12 protein-coding genes are annotated in these 15528 nt (G+C 62.5%); 3 read left to right on the forward strand and 9 right to left on the reverse strand.

Going from position 1 to position 15528, the window contains the following annotated elements:
• Window positions 1–131 precede the first annotated feature (131 nt).
• Window positions 132–443 (reverse strand): hypothetical protein, encoded by a 312-nt coding sequence (locus LPB73_RS05915; protein WP_231079948.1) that lies wholly within the window; start codon window positions 441–443, stop codon window positions 132–134.
• Between the two features lie 400 nt (window positions 444–843).
• Between LPB73_RS05915 and recA the strand changes: the two genes are divergently transcribed.
• A complete protein-coding gene (recA, locus tag LPB73_RS05920; protein WP_089265133.1) occupies window positions 844–1947 on the forward strand; it encodes a recombinase RecA in 1104 nt (367 codons plus the stop codon).
• Between the two features lie 184 nt (window positions 1948–2131).
• Here the strand turns inward: recA and LPB73_RS05925 are convergent, their stop codons facing one another.
• The 5 genes from LPB73_RS05925 to LPB73_RS05945 all read right to left on the reverse strand — a co-directional run bounded on the left by LPB73_RS05925 (window position 2132) and on the right by LPB73_RS05945 (window position 8121).
• Window positions 2132–3145: an ABC transporter ATP-binding protein gene (locus LPB73_RS05925; RefSeq protein ID WP_231079949.1), complete on the reverse strand. Its 1014-nt coding sequence runs from the start codon at window positions 3143–3145 to the stop codon at window positions 2132–2134.
• Window positions 3142–4149: an ABC transporter ATP-binding protein gene (locus LPB73_RS05930; protein WP_231079950.1), complete on the reverse strand. Its 1008-nt coding sequence runs from the start codon at window positions 4147–4149 to the stop codon at window positions 3142–3144. Before LPB73_RS05930 ends, LPB73_RS05925 begins: the two co-directional genes overlap by 4 nt.
• Window positions 4150–4174: 25 nt before the next feature.
• Window positions 4175–5113 carry an ABC transporter permease gene (locus tag LPB73_RS05935; RefSeq protein WP_231079951.1) on the reverse strand — a complete coding sequence of 313 codons (939 nt, stop codon included), beginning with the start codon at window positions 5111–5113 and terminating at the stop codon, window positions 4175–4177.
• A gap of 238 nt (window positions 5114–5351) precedes the next feature.
• Window positions 5352–6332 (reverse strand): ABC transporter permease, encoded by a 981-nt coding sequence (locus LPB73_RS05940; protein WP_231079952.1) that lies wholly within the window; start codon window positions 6330–6332, stop codon window positions 5352–5354.
• 181 nt (window positions 6333–6513) lie between these two features.
• A complete protein-coding gene (locus LPB73_RS05945; protein WP_231081084.1) occupies window positions 6514–8121 on the reverse strand; it encodes an ABC transporter substrate-binding protein in 1608 nt (535 codons plus the stop codon).
• A gap of 253 nt (window positions 8122–8374) precedes the next feature.
• Between LPB73_RS05945 and LPB73_RS05950 the strand changes: the two genes are divergently transcribed.
• Complete coding sequence (locus LPB73_RS05950; protein WP_231079953.1) at window positions 8375–9628, forward strand: NAD(P)/FAD-dependent oxidoreductase; 1254 nt, start codon at window positions 8375–8377, stop codon at window positions 9626–9628.
• 116 nt (window positions 9629–9744) lie between these two features.
• Window positions 9745–9999 carry a DUF6489 family protein gene (locus LPB73_RS05955; RefSeq protein WP_089265127.1) on the forward strand — a complete coding sequence of 85 codons (255 nt, stop codon included), beginning with the start codon at window positions 9745–9747 and terminating at the stop codon, window positions 9997–9999.
• 8 nt (window positions 10000–10007) lie between these two features.
• Here LPB73_RS05955 and LPB73_RS05960 read toward each other — a convergent pair whose 3' ends face one another.
• The 3 genes from LPB73_RS05960 to LPB73_RS05970 form a co-directional block, all read right to left on the reverse strand.
• Window positions 10008–10985 (reverse strand): alpha/beta hydrolase, encoded by a 978-nt coding sequence (locus tag LPB73_RS05960; protein ID WP_231079954.1) that lies wholly within the window; start codon window positions 10983–10985, stop codon window positions 10008–10010.
• Between the two features lie 166 nt (window positions 10986–11151).
• Window positions 11152–14385 carry a bifunctional cytochrome P450/NADPH--P450 reductase gene (locus LPB73_RS05965; protein ID WP_231079955.1) on the reverse strand — a complete coding sequence of 1078 codons (3234 nt, stop codon included), beginning with the start codon at window positions 14383–14385 and terminating at the stop codon, window positions 11152–11154.
• Window positions 14386–14523: 138 nt separating this feature from the next.
• Window positions 14524–15519, reverse strand: coding sequence for an alpha/beta fold hydrolase (locus LPB73_RS05970; protein ID WP_175366519.1), 996 nt, complete (start codon window positions 15517–15519; stop codon window positions 14524–14526).
• Window positions 15520–15528: the final 9 nt, after the last annotated feature.

Below are 15528 nucleotides of genomic sequence, written 5' to 3' on the forward strand. Positions count from 1 at the left end.
TTTTTGCATCGAGGGCGCTACAGCGAGTGTGATATCCGCTAACTGCGCAATGCTCCAAGCCTGATCTGCGACACTGATGGCCTATGCCGCCGGAAAGCAAAAAATGAAAGAGGCCGCCCACTAAGGCGACCTTACCACCAATAACGAGACGTTGTTTTGCGGGAATAGCCCCGACTCTTAAAGCTCATATAAGCTTGGCTGCGCCACAGAGCATTCAGCGTGACCTCTGCGCTGATACCGTCCAAAATCCAATGCTCTATAAACGGGCCCCAGTCGGGATCGGCTTCGGCTTCCTCGCGCAACTGCCTCGCAGCTTTATTTTCGCGCGTGTCCCGGTTTACTTGGTTGGGAGATCGATCGGCGCGGATGCCGCCTAGGCCGGATTTTCGAGCCTGATGGTAGCCGAACCCCATACGAAGACTTGTCGGGTTGTCGTTGGTCATGATCAATCACCGATCGCGCCAGCCGCCTATCAACAGGTTGTTCGGGCACCAATGAACGATGCCATCGCAATCATAACCTCGCGCAGCAATTGCAGCGCGAGTGCCTATACCCATCCAGATACCGTGTTTGAATGCGTGGAAAACTGGAGTGTCGTTGTTCAATGCAACCTCCTCTGGTTGCGTTAACGGAACTTTATAATTGCGGCGAAATCAAATCAGGCCACTGCTCAAATCAAACCAGGCCACGGCAGCCGAAAAACAGGCCAGTACCCAAATTCTCAAAAGAACATATTGCGAACATAGAACAGATAGGGTACATTGTTTTCAACCCGAACAGCCCGCCATCCTTTGGCGCTTGCCGTTTGTCCTGTCGCGAATCCCTTCATAAGGAGCTAGATCAATGGCTACCACTCCGACTGCCCTGCGTATCGTTGAAGGATCCTCCATGGACAAGACCAAGGCCCTGTCGGCCGCGCTCTCCCAGATCGAGCGCCAGTTCGGCAAGGGCTCGGTGATGAAGCTCGGCAAGAACGACCGGTCGATGGATATCGAGGTGATTTCGTCCGGCTCGCTCGGCCTCGATATCGCGCTCGGCGTCGGTGGCCTGCCAAAGGGCCGGGTGATCGAGATTTACGGACCGGAATCCTCGGGCAAGACGACTTTGGCGCTGCATTGCGCCGCGGAAGCCCAGAAGAAGGGCGGCATCTGCGCCTTCATCGACGCTGAACACGCGCTCGACCCGGTCTATGCCCGCAAGCTGGGGGTCAATGTCGATGAACTCCTGATCTCGCAGCCGGACCACGGCGAACAGGCGCTGGAAATCGCCGACACGCTGGTGCGCTCCGGCGCGGTGGACGTGCTGATCATCGACTCCGTGGCAGCGCTGGTGCCGCGCGCCGAACTCGAAGGCGAAATGGGCGACGCGCTGCCCGGCCTGCAGGCCCGTCTGATGAGCCAGGCGCTGCGCAAGCTGACTGCCTCGATCAACAAATCCAATACGATGGTGATCTTCATCAACCAGATCCGCATGAAGATCGGTGTGATGTATGGCTCGCCGGAAACCACTACCGGCGGTAATGCGTTGAAATTCTACGCCTCGGTCCGTCTCGACATCCGCCGCATCGGCGCGATCAAGGAGCGCGACGAAGTGGTCGGCAATTCGACCCGCGTCAAGGTCGTGAAAAACAAGCTGGCACCGCCCTTCAAGCAGGTCGAATTCGACATCATGTATGGCGAAGGCGTCTCCAAGATGGGCGAGATCCTCGATCTCGGCGTGAAAGCGGGAATCGTCGAGAAGTCCGGCGCCTGGTTCTCCTATGACAGCCAGCGTCTCGGCCAGGGCCGTGAGAATTCCAAGGCCTTCCTGAAGGCCAATCCGGACATGACCGCCAAGATCGAAGCCTCGATCCGGCAGAATTCCGGCCTGATCGCCGAACAGATTCTCGCCGGTCCCATCGAGCGCGACGAAGACGGTGGTGACGGCGAGGAGCCGGCAGAAGATTGATCGGATCGGGTCCGGAGACGCACTGACGTTCATGCGCAGTGATCTTGCCGGGCCGATCTTGCAGCCGAGATTTTCGGCTGAATGATTTCGCGGTGGGTGCTGTGGGGGTCTGTTGCCGATACCCTGCGGTGCCTGCCGCGTTGTCGTTTCAGGGCATGTTGATCTGAGTGCGCGCTGATCGCAACTATCGCCGCGCGGCGGGAACGGCCTCGGCCGGCGGTGCGATCAGTTTGTTGACCGCATGACAGGCGACGCCGTCGACCAGATCCGGCACCACCTTGCGACAGAGATCGAACACTTCCGGGCAGCGCGGATGAAACGTGCAGCCGGAGGGCGGATCGATCGGATTGGGAATCTCGCCGGAGACCGCGATGCGTGCGCGGCCTGACATGGCCAGATCCGGCACAGCGCCCAGCAGCATGCGCGTATAGGGCATGCGCGGCGCGCGGAAGAGTTCGCGCCCTTCCGCAATCTCCACGATGCGGCCGAGATACATCACGCCGATCCGGTCAGCCATGTGCCTGACCACAGCAAGGTTGTGACTGATGAACAGATAGGTCAGGCCGAATTTGTCCTGCAGCTCGCGCATCAGGTTGAGAATCTGTGCCTGCACCGAGACATCCAGCGCCGAGGTCGGCTCGTCGCAGACGATGAACTCCGCCTCCGATGCAAGTGCGCGGGCAATCGCGATACGCTGGCGCTGGCCGCCGGAGAACTGGTGCGGATATTTCTGCCCGTCGTCGGGATGCAGGCCCACCAAAGTCAGCAATTCGCCAATGCGGGCGCGAATGTCGCGCTCGCCCTGAATGAGATCGAAGGCGCGGATCGGCTCGGCGATGATGGCATCGACGCGCAGCCGCGGATTGAGGCTCGCATAGGGATCCTGAAAGATCATCTGGATGCGCTTGCGCAGCAGTCTTCGCGCGGCGGCTTGGCCGGGATGGCTCATCGAGACGCCGTCGATGATGACGTCGCCGGATGTCGGCGGCAGCAGTCCGACCACCATCCGCGCCACCGTGCTCTTGCCCGAGCCGGATTCGCCGACCAGCGCAAAGGTTTCGCCGCGCCTGATCTCGAACGACACGCCGTCGACCGCTTTCAAAAACTCCATCGGGCTGCGCTCGATGACGCGGTTGAGCCAGGGCTTCGAGACGTCGAAGGCCCGTTTGAGATTGCGTGCCTGCACCAGCGCCGTCATGCCGCGCTCTCCGCAGGGGCGTGGTCATGGAGATGGAGGGGGTCATAGAGATGACAGGCGACCTGCTGCGTGCCCACGTTGATCGGCTCCGGCCGCTCCACGCGACAGCGGTCGAACGCGAAACTGCAGCGCGGATTAAACGCACAGCCCTGCGGAATGGCCGACAGCCGTGGCATCGAGCCTGGAATCTGCACCAGCCGCTGCGAGGCATCGCCGGTCAGCGTCGGGATCGCGCCCATCAATCCCTTGGCATAGGGATGCAGCGGGGTCTGCACCACGTCGCGCACTGGGCCGATCTCGGCGATGCGCCCGGAATACATCACGGCGACGCGGTCGGATGTCTCAGCGATGACGCCCATATCGTGGGTGACCAGCATCACCGCGGTGCCATGGTCGCGGCCGAGCCGCTTGATCAGCGCGATGATCTGCGCCTGCACGGAGACATCGAGCGCGGTGGTCGGCTCGTCCGCGATGATCAGTTCGGGCTCGGCCGCGATCGCCAGTGCGATCACCACCCGCTGCCGCATGCCGCCGGAAAATTCATGCGGATAGGCATCGACGCGCTTGTCCGGCGCGGGAATGCCGACCTCGGCGAGCAGATCCACCGCGCGCCTCCGCGCCTGCGTCTCGTTCATGTTGAGATGGGTGCGGATCGTCTCCACCAGCTGGTCGCCAATGCGATACAGCGGATTGAGGCTGGTCAGCGGATCCTGAAAGATCATCGCGATGCGCTTGCCGCGAATCCGGCGCATCGCCTCCGCCGGCAGATTGTCGATGCGCAGTCCGGATAGCAGAATCTCGCCGCCTGAGATGCGCCCGGGCGGATCGATCAGGCCGATGGCTGCGAGCCCTGTCACCGATTTACCGGCGCCGGATTCGCCGACCACGCCCAGCACCTCGCCCTTGGCGATATCGAAGGACACGCCGTCGATGGCGCGCAGCGCGCCGCGCCGGCTGGCGAATTCGACGCGCAGATTGCGCACGGAGAGAACGGGTACGCTCATGTCGGGCACTGCTTGAGGTGAGGCATCATTGCAGCTTCGGGTTCAGCGCGTCGCGCAGCCAGTCGCCGAGCAGATTGATCGACAGGATCAGCGAGGCCAGCGCGAGTCCGGGAAAGGCGATCACCCACCATTCGCCGGAGAACAGATAATTGTTGCCGATGCGGATCAGCGTGCCCAGCGACGGCATCGTGTCCGGCATGCCGGAGCCCAGAAACGACAGCGTCGCCTCGGTGATGATGGCGAGCGCGAGATTGATGGTGGCGATCACCAGGATCGGCCCCATCGTGTTGGGCAACACGTGACGGATCATGATCACGCGGGCGGGCAGGCCGATCAGCTGCGCTGCCGCGACATAGTCCTTGTTCTTCTCGACCATCACCGAGCCGCGCACGGTGCGGGCATATTGCACCCAGAAACTCAGCCCGATGGCCACCACCAGCACGATCAACGTGGTCGAGGCATCGAGATGATTGCCGAGCGCCGACTTCACGACGCCGTCGATCAAGAGCGCGATCAGGATCGCTGGAAAGGTGAGCTGCACATCGGCGATGCGCATGATCAGGCTGTCCACGGCACCGCCGACATAGCCGGCGATCAGGCCGAGCCCGATGCCGAGCACCGCCGCGAAACTGACGCCGAGCACGCCAACCACCAGCGAGATCCGCATGCCGTAGAGGATCGCCGAATAGATATCGCGACCCTGTTCATCGGTGCCGAGCAGGAACGGCCTCTGGCCCTCCGCCGTCCAGAGCGGCGAAATGCGCGAGTTGATCAGTTCGAGCTGCGCCGGGTCGAACGGATTCTGCACGACGAGTAAAGGCGCAAACAGCGCCATCATCAGCAGCACGAACACGATCACGGCGGCGACCATTGTGAGCCTGGAGCGGCGGAACGAATAGAAGATGTCGCTGTCGATGGTGCGGGCGAGGAGGGAGGGTGTACGGGGGATGGGGGTGTCGGTCATCGGGTACTCCGCGAAATCGTAGCTTGCGGATTAGCGCCCAACCTCTCCACGTCATCCCCGCGAAGGCGGGGATCCATACACACTGAATTCGCGGTGATGCGCTGTGGCCGCCGCAGCATTTCAATCACGTTTATCGTGGTTATGGGTCCCCGCCTTCGCGGGGACGACAGACTGAGAGAACTTGCGCGAACGCGAGGGATGAGGTTGCAACGTGCTTGAGTCATGCGTTCCCCCCCCCTCATGCCGGCCGGTTGATCGTCGCGCGCAGGCGCGGATCGACGATGGTGTAGAGGATGTCCACAATCAGGTTGATGGTGACGAAGATCAGCGACACCACCAGGAGATAGGCCGCCATGATCGGGATATCGACATTCTGCACGGCCTGCACGAACAACAGCCCCATACCCGGCCACTGGAACACCGTCTCGGTAATGATGGCGAAGGCGATGACCGAGCCGAATTGCAACCCGGCGACGGTGATGACCGGCACCAGCGTATTCTTGAGCGCATGACCGAAATGGATTGCCCGCGTGGTCAATCCGCGGGCGCGGGCGAAGCGGATATAGTCGGTGCGCAGCACTTCCAGCATTTCGGCGCGGACGAGGCGCATGATCAGCGTCATCTGGAACAGGCCGAGCGTCACCGACGGCATGATCAGCGCCTTCAGGCCGGAGATCGTCAGCAGACCGGTGGTCCACCAGCCGAACTTGACGACGTCGCCGCGCCCGAAGGAGGGCAGCCAGCCCAGAGTGACCGCGAAGAGATAGATCAGCAGAATGCCGATCAGGAAGGTCGGCAGCGAGATGCCGATCAGCGACACTGCCTGCAGCACCTTGGCGAAGAACGAATCCCTGCGTAGCGCCGAATAGATGCCCATCAGGATGCCGAACACCATGGCGATCACGGTGGCGCAGGTGGCGAGCTCCAGCGTCGCCGGCATGCGCTCCTTCAGCAGCGCCGAGACCGGCTGACGAAACTGGTAGGAGACGCCGAACTTGAACTGCACGGCATTGATGAAGTAGCGCGCGAATTGCACCGGGACGGGGTCGTCGAGGCCAAGCGACGCGCGCACCTCGGCGCGCTGCGCCGGGGTGGTGTCGATGGCCACCATCTGGTTCACGGGATCGCCGGCGAAGCGGAACATGGTGAAGGCGATGATGCCGACGGCGATCATCACACCAATGGACTGCAAGGCGCGGCGCAGGATGAAAGCGAGCATGGACTATTTCGCTTTCTGTTATTGAAACATCTGGGACCTCATGGTGAGGAGGCGCTTCTTCAGCGCCGTCTCGAACCATGAGATAATGCAGGCCACTATCCTTCGAGACGCGGCGAAGGCGCCGCTACTCAGGATGAGGACTGAGATCGGGGCGACCTGGCCTTCCACGCGGATGCCAAACCTATTCCGACTTCACCGCCCAGTATGGCAGGACCTGATTGTCTGGGCGCTGCACGATTTTCACCTTCTTGGAGACGCCCCAGGCCAGCGCCTGCTGATGCAGCGGGATATAGGCCCAGTCCTTGGCGGCGATCTCATAGGCCTGTTTGATGAGCTGGTCGCGCTTGGCGGTGTCGGTCTCCTGCAGCACCTTGTCGGTGAGGGCGTCGAAATCCTTGTTGCAATAGCCGCCGAGATTGGTGGCGCCGCGCGGGCTCGCGGGATCGTCGCGGCAGCCCATGATGTCATGCATCACATTGTGCGAATCCTGCGTGCCCGGTGTCCAGCCGAGCAGATAGAATGAGGTGTTGAATCCGCCGGTCTTGAACACCTTGGCAAAATACAGCGCTTTCGGCTGCGCGTTCAGCGTGACCTTGACGCCGATGCGCGCGAGCATGCCGACCACCGCCTGGCAGATCGCGGCGTCATTGACATAGCGATCATTCGGGCAATCCATGCCGACTTCGAAGCCGTCGGGATAGCCGGCATCGGCCAGCAGTTTCTTGGCGCCGTCGGCGTCGTATTTCGGCCGCGTGAAGTCGCCGGAGAGCTTGAACAGCGGCGGCGCGATCATCAAGGCGGATGGTGTCGACAGGCCACGCATGACGCGGCTCTTGATCAGTTCGATGTCGATGGCCTTGTAGAAGGCCTCGCGGACGCGGATGTCCTTGAACGGGTTCTTGCCCTTGATATTCGAGAAAAGAAGCTCGTCGCGAATCTGGTCCATGCCGAGGAAGATGGTGCGCAGCTCCGGCCCGGCCATCACGGCGGCGTTGGCTGATCCGTTGACGCGGGCGATGTCCTGCACCGGCACCGGCTCGATGATATCGACTTCGCCGGACAGCAGCGCCGCGACGCGGGTGGCGTCGGAGGCGATCGGCGTAAAGATGATCTCCTTGAGATTATGCTCGGGCTTGCCCCACCAGTTCGGGTTGACCTTGAAGACTGTCTTCACGCCCGGCTGATGGCTTTCGATGGTGAAGGGCCCCGTGCCATTCGCATTCAACGACGCGAAGCTTGGCGAGGTCGCCGCGGCGGGTGTCGGCGCGTTCGCATTGTTCGTCTCCGCCCATTTCTTGTCCATGATGTACCAGACGTCCCATTGCGACGTCAGGATGGGATTGGGCTTGGTCAGCACGAAATCGACGGTGTAGTCGTCGATCTTGAGCACCTTGGCATCGGCCGGAATGACGGTGGTGAAGTCGGAGCCCTTGGCGCGCACGCGGTCGGCGGAGAACACGACATCATCGGCGGTGAAGGGGTCGCCATTGTGGAATTTGACACCCTTGCGCAGATGGAAGCGCCAGCGTGTCGGCTCCGGTGTTTCCCAGCTCTCGGCGAGTGCGGGGATGATCTGCAGATCCTTGCCGCGCCCGACAAGGCCTTCATAGACCTGGCCGTGATGAGCGATCGTCGTGGTCTCGCGCAGCGTATAGGGATCGAGCGATTTCAGGTCGCCCTGATTGGCATAGCGCAGCGTTTGTGCGGAGGCGGGCAGTATGGGGGCAGAAAGTGTGGCGAAGGCGATCAGCGATGCAGCGGCGGCAATGAAAGTCTGGCGGATCGACATACTGAGCTTCTCCATTGCATAACCGCGATTGCATCACCACGCGGCCGCCCGACAGTTGAGCGAGTGTCACATTGTTGGCGGAGATTGCACGCCACGCAAGCGGCATTTGGCAGGCATGCGCTGCACAATGAAGTGGCTGGCGCAATCCTTGCTAGGATTGGGTATAAGCAATTCTACGCATTGTGTGCGTGCATCATTCGGTCACGACACAGCGCTAACAGGACCGCCAGAACGGCAAGATTTCGGAGCAGGAATGGCGGAACTCAAGGCTGATGTGCTTGTGCTCGGCGCAGGTATGGTCGGTGTGTCGGCGGCGCTGCATCTGCAGGCGCGCGGCCGCAATGTGGTGCTGGTCGACCGGCATGAGAAGGCCGGCGAGGAAACCAGCTATGGCAATGCCGGGCTGATCCAGTGCTGTTCGGTTTTCCCCTATATGCTGCCGCGCGACCTCAGCAAGCTGTTTAAATATGCGCTGAACCGCGCGCCGGAGGTGCACTATCATCTCAACGCGCTGCCCGGCATGCTGCCGTGGATCGTCAGATATTTCCTGAACTCGTCGCCTGAGGGAGCGCTCCGCAGTGCGATGGCGGCGCTGCCGCTCATCCAGCGCAGCCTGATCGAGCACGAGGCCCTGATCGCGGAGGCCGGCGTGCCGGAGTTGCTGCGCCGGATGGGTTGGATCAACGCGTTTCGCTCCGAGGCTACGCTGGCGAAAGGCATCGCGGATCTCGAACGCCATCGCGCCTATGGCGTACCGGGCGACGTTCTGGACGCCGCCGCCATTGCGGAGCAGGAGCCGAACCTGTCTACCGATTTTGCGGGTGCCATCCACTGGACGTCGCCGGGCTTCGTGCCCGATCCGGGCGGCCTCGCCAAAGCCTATGCCGCACTGTTCATCCGCAAGGGAGGTCGCTTCATCGCCGCCGATGCGCGTACGCTGGAGCAGAGCGACGGCAAATGGCGCGTGGCCGGGCCGAACGGGGCGCTGGTCGCGCGCGATGTCGTGGTCGCGCTCGGGCCATGGTCGGATCAGGTGTTTCGGCCGCTCGGCTACAACATCCCGCTCAAGAGCAAGCGCGGCTATCACATCCATCTGGCGCCATCCGGCAATGCGGTGCTGCGCCATCCGGTTCTCGATGCCGATCGCGGCTATCTGCTGGCGCCGATGAATCGCGGCATCCGGCTGACCACCGGCGCCGAATTCGCGCTCCGCGATGCGCCGCCGACGCCGGCGCAGATCGAACGGGCGCTGCCGATCGCACGGCAGACCTTCCCGCTCGGTAATCCCGTCGAGGCGAAGCCCTGGATGGGCGCGCGGCCATGCCTGCCGGACATGCTGCCGGTGATCGGCAAGGCGCCACGCCACAAGGGCCTGTGGTTCGATTTCGGCCACCAGCATCATGGCTTCACGCTCGGGCCGGTGACCGGCCGTCTGATTGCGGACATGGTGACGGGCGTCACGCCCTTCACCGATCCCAAGGCCTTCGCGGCCGAACGCTTCGGCTGACATCTCGCAACTGCAATGTAGATGTCACATCGCTTGCATCGGGCAGGCGTCAGCGGCGATACTGCCGCTGCGCCGCCATGTTCGCGTGAGCGGCCGGTTTGCCTCAGGAGCTGATAATGAAAGTGATCGTCACCGTGGACTGTACGCCGCTTGAGGCGCGCGAATTCCTGGGGCTGCCTGATGTGCAGCCGATGCAGTCGGCGATGATGGATCAGATGCAGAAGAAGATGATGGACAACATCGACAAGTTCTCGCCGGAGTCGATCATGCAGAGCTGGTTCTCGTTCGACCCGAAGATGGGCGAGCGCTTCCAGGAGATGTTCGCCAACATGGCGGGCCTCGGCGCTGCACGGCCGAAGGACAAGAAGTAGGCGCGCGCTCAGCCCGCGCGGCGCGCATTGACCTGCAGCGACTGCTGCAGTTTCGCCCCATGCGCATGCCGGGAGATGGCGTCGATCACTAGGGACCACATCGAGATCGGCAGAGCGTGGCCCATCCGGTCGACCATCATCAGCTTTGCGCCGGGAATCGACGCCGCCGTGTCGCGGCCGGCGGCCGGATGCACCAGAGGATCGATCTTGCCGTGGATCACCAGCGTCGGCGCGGTGACTGTGGCGAGCCTCTCTTTACGGCTGCCCGAAGCGAGGATGGCGCGGAGTTGCCGGCCGACGCCGGCCGGGCTCAGGCCACGCGCATAGGTTCGCTCGGCGCGGTCGAGATCCCTGGCTTCGTCGTCGGGGAAGCTGCCGACGCGCAGGAACAGCCAGGTCTGCTTGAAGCGTTCGAGGAACGCCTCATAACCGGTCGGCTGCGGCTTCAGTAGCAGCAGTGACACCGCGCGGCTCGGCTGCGGCAGGCGTGGATTGCCTGTGGTCGACATGATCGAGGTCAGCGAGCGCAGGCGTTCCGGATAGGTGATCGCCATTTCCTGCGCGATCATGCCGCCCATGGAGGCGCCAACCACATGCGCGGAGCGGATGCGCAGCACGTCGAGCAGGGCGACCACATCGGTCGCCATGTCGCTTAGCTTGTAGGGGGCCGAGACGGGCGTACCGAGGAAGCGCAGCTTGGCCAGTTCGTACAGAGTGAACGGCTTGCCGCCGGCCATCTTGGAGGACAGGCCGATGTCGCGGTTGTCGAAGCGGATCACCCGAAAGCCATTGCTGGCCAATTCGCGGCAGAAGTCGTCGTCCCAGTGGATCATCTGGGCGCCGAGGCCCATGATCATCACCATCGGTTCCGCGTCCGAGTATCCGAAGATGTCGTAACAGATATCGATCCCGTTCGCGCGCGCCAGCTGTGGCGGCTCGTACGGAACATCAATCGGTTCGGGGGATCGGGCGGAACGTGGGCTCATGTCAAACATATGACACGGAAAGTCCCTGCGAAAAAGTGACAACCGCGTCATGCGCCAAACAAATCGTCGCAGCGATTAATGAGAGATTGCGCGTATGGCAATTGTGACAGTGCGCGCGGGCTTTTGTGACAGCGATTGTGACAATGGAACTGGTATCAGCCTCTCGCTAGCTCCCGGCCCAGACGTCGAGCACGTAGCGATTACGTGTGCCGAGGTCGTCGATCCAGGTCAGCGCCGCAGTCTCATCGCCGCCGCTGCGCTCGCGCTGGATCATCATCAGCGCCGCTTTCACGTCCGGCTCCATCTTGCCGCCGTCGCCGCAGACATAAGTAATGGCGCCCTGCTGGATCAGATCCCAGACGCGGTCCTTCTGCTGGGTGATGAGGTGCTGCACATAAGTCTTCGGCGCATCGCCACGCGAGAAGGCGGTGTGTAGTTCACAGATACCATCGGCGGCGAAACCCTTCAGCTCCTCGGCATAGAGAAAGTCCTGATCGGGATGGCGGCAGCCGAAGAACAGCAGCGCGGGGCCAAGCGTCGCACCTTGCGCCTTGAGTGCGGCGCGTTCCTGCAGGAAGCCGCGGAACGGCGCGAGACCTGTTCCGGGTCCGATCATGATGAGCGGCACAAGGGGATCGGCGGGCAGGCGGAAGCCGGCCTTGGTCTCGCGCACGATGGCATGCACGGTATCGCCGGCGCGGCGGCCGCTGAGATAGTTGGAGCAGACGCCTCGATAGATCCCGCGGCCCGAATGCGCCGGGCCTTGAACGACGGCTGTGGTGACGCTGCAGCGTGACGTCTCGCCTTGCGGTGACGACGAGATCGAGTAATAGCGCGGCGCCAGCAGCGACAGCATTTCCAGATAGGTGTGGAACGGCAATTCGCAGGCCGGATGTTCCTCGAGCAGATCGAACACCGATTTGCGTTTGGCGAGGATGTCACTGCGATAGCGCTCGCTTGCAGCGGGATCGTCGCCGACATAACCGAGCAGTTTCGGTTTGGTCATCGGGCAGCGGGTGTTCTCTGCCATGATCTGGATCTGCTTGCGGGTGGCGACCTGCTGCAGCTCGACGAACTCCGTCAGCAATCGGCCGACAGAGACGATATCGCCGACCGGCAGTTGCGCGCGGCGGCCTTCCGCGACCTGCAGCCGGATCTGGTCATCCGGCAGGAAGCCGAAGCGGCGCGCCACCGCATCGACCAGCGCGGGATCGTTGCGCGGCACCACGCTGAGGTGATCGCCGACGCGGTAGCTGGTCCCGGCAGGAAGCTCGATCTCGATATGCCGCGTCGAGCGATCGGATGCGCCGTTCTGCAGTTCGCGATTGCCCAGCACTTTCATCGGGACCACGCCGCCGAGCGCCACGACGGTGTTCACCGCGCTCGGCGCGACAGGTTCGATCTGATAGAGCGGCGCATCGTCGGCGCTGCGCTCGAAGCCGGTATCGAGGCCGAATTCCTTCACCGCGAGCGGACGCAGTTTCGCAAACCAGTCCTCGAACTGGCCGTCGAGATCGTCGCGCGCATCGCCTTCACCGCGCACATAGGCGTTGGTCGCGCCATGTTCACGCAGTCTGTCGTCGATAGTGCGCGGGATCGATTGATAGGTCGCCAGCCAGTCGCTGTTGCCGCAGCCGAACACGGCGTAGCGCACCTTGGCAAAGGCGTCCTTCGGCAGGTCGGTGCCGAGCCAGTTGACGAATTGCGTGGCGTTATCGGGTGCCGCGCCGTTATAGGACGCGCAGAAAATGAGAACGCCGCCCTCGGTCGGCAGTTTGCCGACAAAGTCATCCAGCGGCGCGAGTTTGGTGGCGAAGCCATTGACTTCGGCGAGATCGGCGACGCGCGTCGCCAGTTCCTCGGCGGTGCCGAGATTGGAGCCGTATAGCACCAGCAGCGGCGTGTTGTGGCTGGGCCGCGCGCGACCGGTGGCGACAGGCGCGAGGGGCGTAGCAGCAGAGGTGGCAGCAGCCGTCTGTCCGGCATAGGCGCCGCGCTCGTGATCGTGGCGCGGGCGCACCTTGATCTTGAAACCATCGGGCTTGATGGTCAGCGTTTCCTTCAGCACCATCTGGTAGCGCTTGTGGTCCGTCATCTTGAAGCGCTGCAGGATCATGCCGAGCGCCAGCGCGGCTTCGTGCATGGCGAAGCCGCGGCCGATACAGGCACGCTGGCCGTTGCCGAACGGCTTCCAGGCGTTGATCGGCCGTGCGGCTTCGGCTTCCTTCGAAAAATTCTCGGGATCGAAGGCATCCGGATTCGGTCCCCAGACCGAGGGATCGCGATGCAGCGCCAGCACCAGGATGGTGACGAAGGTGCCCTTGCGGAGCTTGTATTTGCCGCCGCCGATGGTCTCGTCCTGCACCGGCGCGATGCCATAGGCCGGTGCCGGCGGCCACAGCCGCAGCGACTCCTTGAGGATCTGCGTGATGTAGTGAAGTTGCGAGACCTGCTGATAGGTCGGCTTGGCGTTTACATCGGGGCCGAAGACGCGGTCGACTTCCTCATAGGCCTTCTTCAGCACCTCCGGATGTTTCAGCATCGCGTAGATCGCGCATGACAGCAGACCCGACGTGGTCTCGTGGCCGGCGATCAGGAAAGTGTTGATCTGGTAGCGGATGTTGACGTCGTCGAGTTGTTCTCCAGTGGCGCGGTCAACGCCTGTCATCATCGCCGCCAGCATGTCCTTCTTGCCGTCCGCCGCCTCGGCGGCCTTGCGGCGTTCGGCAATGATCTCGTCGACCATGGAGTTCATGAAGGCGACGTCGCCGGCGAGATCGCGGCGACGCTTCTGCATCCACAGGCTCTCCAGCGGCAGGCCGCGGGTCATCATGATGGTCTCGAGCGAGCGCACCAGCGATTCCACGAACGGGTGATAGTCGCTGCGATAGAACGAGTTGAAGCGATAGTCGAAACCGCACAGCCCGATCGTATCGAGCGTCAGCGCCGTCATGTCATGGACGACGTCGATCTCCTCGTCGGTGTTGAGGCGTTCCCATTTCTTCACCAGCTGCTCGGCGATATCCACCATGCTCGGGTGATAGGACTGCATCGCGCGGTTGCCGAAGGGCTGCAGCAGGATGTTGTGGGCCTTGGTCCAGTTCGGCTCCTTGGTATCCGCCGTGAACAGTCCGTCACCGCCAACGGCGCGGACCCGGCGCAGCGCGCCGCGCACCGCCTTGTCGAAGCGCTTCTCGTCGCTGAGTTCGTCCACCAGATCGTGGCCGCCGACGATCACGATGGGTGAGCCCATCATGTCCAGCCAGAAGATCGGCCCGAGCTCCTTGGCTAGCCGCGCCAGATCCTGCACCGGCGCATTGGCGTCCAGCGACAGCATGTTGCCCACCACCGGCTTCTTCGGCGGATGCGGGATCGGGGCGAGTTTGTTGGTGGATGGCATGTGGTCGTCTTCTCCCCGCTGTCGCTTCGTCTCTTTCGTCATTGCGAGGAGCCTCTTGGCGACGAAGCAATCCAGTTTTTCTTTGTTGCTTTCTGGATTGCTTCGCTGCGCTCGCAATGACGTTGAAAGGTTTCATTCTTACCCAAACCGTCTTCGCCGCCAGTCGATCAGCACCTGGCTGACCTCGTCGGGCTTTTCCTGCTGGGTCCAGTGACCGCTGTCCTTCACCAGATATTTCTCCAGATCGGGAATGATGTTTTCCATGCCATCTGCGGAGGAGGGCGGCAGCACCGCGTCGTTCTCCGCCATGATCATCAGCGAGGGCACGCGCACGGTGTGATCGAGCCCTTCGGCGCGCGCCCAGTTGGCGCTCATGTTGCGATACCAGTTGATGCCGCCGGTGAAGCCGGATTCCTTGAAGGCATCGACGAAGATCTTCTTTTCCTCGTCGGAGAGAATCTTCTGGCGCGGGTCCTTCCCGGGATCGTAAGCAGCGACCATCTGCGGAAACGCCAGATTGGTCTTTGACGACGCGCCGATGCCGCCGACCGGCGCTTCGCCAACATTGGCGTGCTTGCGCGGCATCGGCTTGCGCATGAAGAAGTCGAAGGCCTTGTCGACATTCTCGCCGAAGATGCGGTCCGGCTCGTGTGCGGGATCCTGAAACTGGACGATATACATCGTCTCGCCGAAGCGCTTCTTGTAGATCAGCAAGGGATCCACCGGTGCGCGATCGGTATGCGGCGTATTCACGCCGACCACGCCGGCGACGCGATCGCGATGCCGCAGCGGCATCTGCCAGACGATGAAGCCGCCCCAGTCGTGGCCGACGAAGATCGCCTTGTCGATCTTGAGATGATCGAGCAATGCGACGAGATCGCCGGTGAGATGTTCGATGCTGTAGTCCTCGACCGCGTCAGGCCGCGACGTCGCGCCATAGCCGCGCTGGTCCGGCGCGATCACGCGGATGCCGGCGGCAGCCAGTGCCTTGATCTGATGCCGCCAGGAGAACGCCATTTCCGGCCAGCCATGGCACAGCACCACAGGCGGTGTGTCGCTCATGGGGCCGGCGTCGTAATATCCCATGCGAATGCCGTTCAGCTTGGCGAACTGCAAGGGAGGCATTTCAATCATGATAAGTCC

This window comes from Tardiphaga sp. 37S4 (assembly GCF_021044645.1).
GTDB classification, from domain to species: Bacteria; Pseudomonadota; Alphaproteobacteria; order Rhizobiales; family Xanthobacteraceae; genus Tardiphaga; species Tardiphaga robiniae.

Coding starts and splice junctions, on each gene's coding strand:
- LPB73_RS05945 (WP_231081084.1), bottom strand. CDS start 8,121: ATGTCGATCCGCCAGACTTTCATTGCCGCCGCTGCATCGCTGATCGCC.
- LPB73_RS05940 (WP_231079952.1), bottom strand. CDS start 6,332: ATGCTCGCTTTCATCCTGCGCCGCGCCTTGCAGTCCATTGGTGTGATG.
- recA (WP_089265133.1), top strand. CDS start 844: ATGGCTACCACTCCGACTGCCCTGCGTATCGTTGAAGGATCCTCCATG.
- LPB73_RS05930 (WP_231079950.1), bottom strand. CDS start 4,149: ATGAGCGTACCCGTTCTCTCCGTGCGCAATCTGCGCGTCGAATTCGCC.
- LPB73_RS05950 (WP_231079953.1), top strand. CDS start 8,375: ATGGCGGAACTCAAGGCTGATGTGCTTGTGCTCGGCGCAGGTATGGTC.
- LPB73_RS05960 (WP_231079954.1), bottom strand. CDS start 10,985: ATGAGCCCACGTTCCGCCCGATCCCCCGAACCGATTGATGTTCCGTAC.
- LPB73_RS05965 (WP_231079955.1), bottom strand. CDS start 14,385: ATGCCATCCACCAACAAACTCGCCCCGATCCCGCATCCGCCGAAGAAG.
- LPB73_RS05970 (WP_175366519.1), bottom strand. CDS start 15,519: ATGATTGAAATGCCTCCCTTGCAGTTCGCCAAGCTGAACGGCATTCGC.
- LPB73_RS05955 (WP_089265127.1), top strand. CDS start 9,745: ATGAAAGTGATCGTCACCGTGGACTGTACGCCGCTTGAGGCGCGCGAA.
- LPB73_RS05925 (WP_231079949.1), bottom strand. CDS start 3,145: ATGACGGCGCTGGTGCAGGCACGCAATCTCAAACGGGCCTTCGACGTC.
- LPB73_RS05935 (WP_231079951.1), bottom strand. CDS start 5,113: ATGACCGACACCCCCATCCCCCGTACACCCTCCCTCCTCGCCCGCACC.
- LPB73_RS05915 (WP_231079948.1), bottom strand. CDS start 443: ATGACCAACGACAACCCGACAAGTCTTCGTATGGGGTTCGGCTACCAT.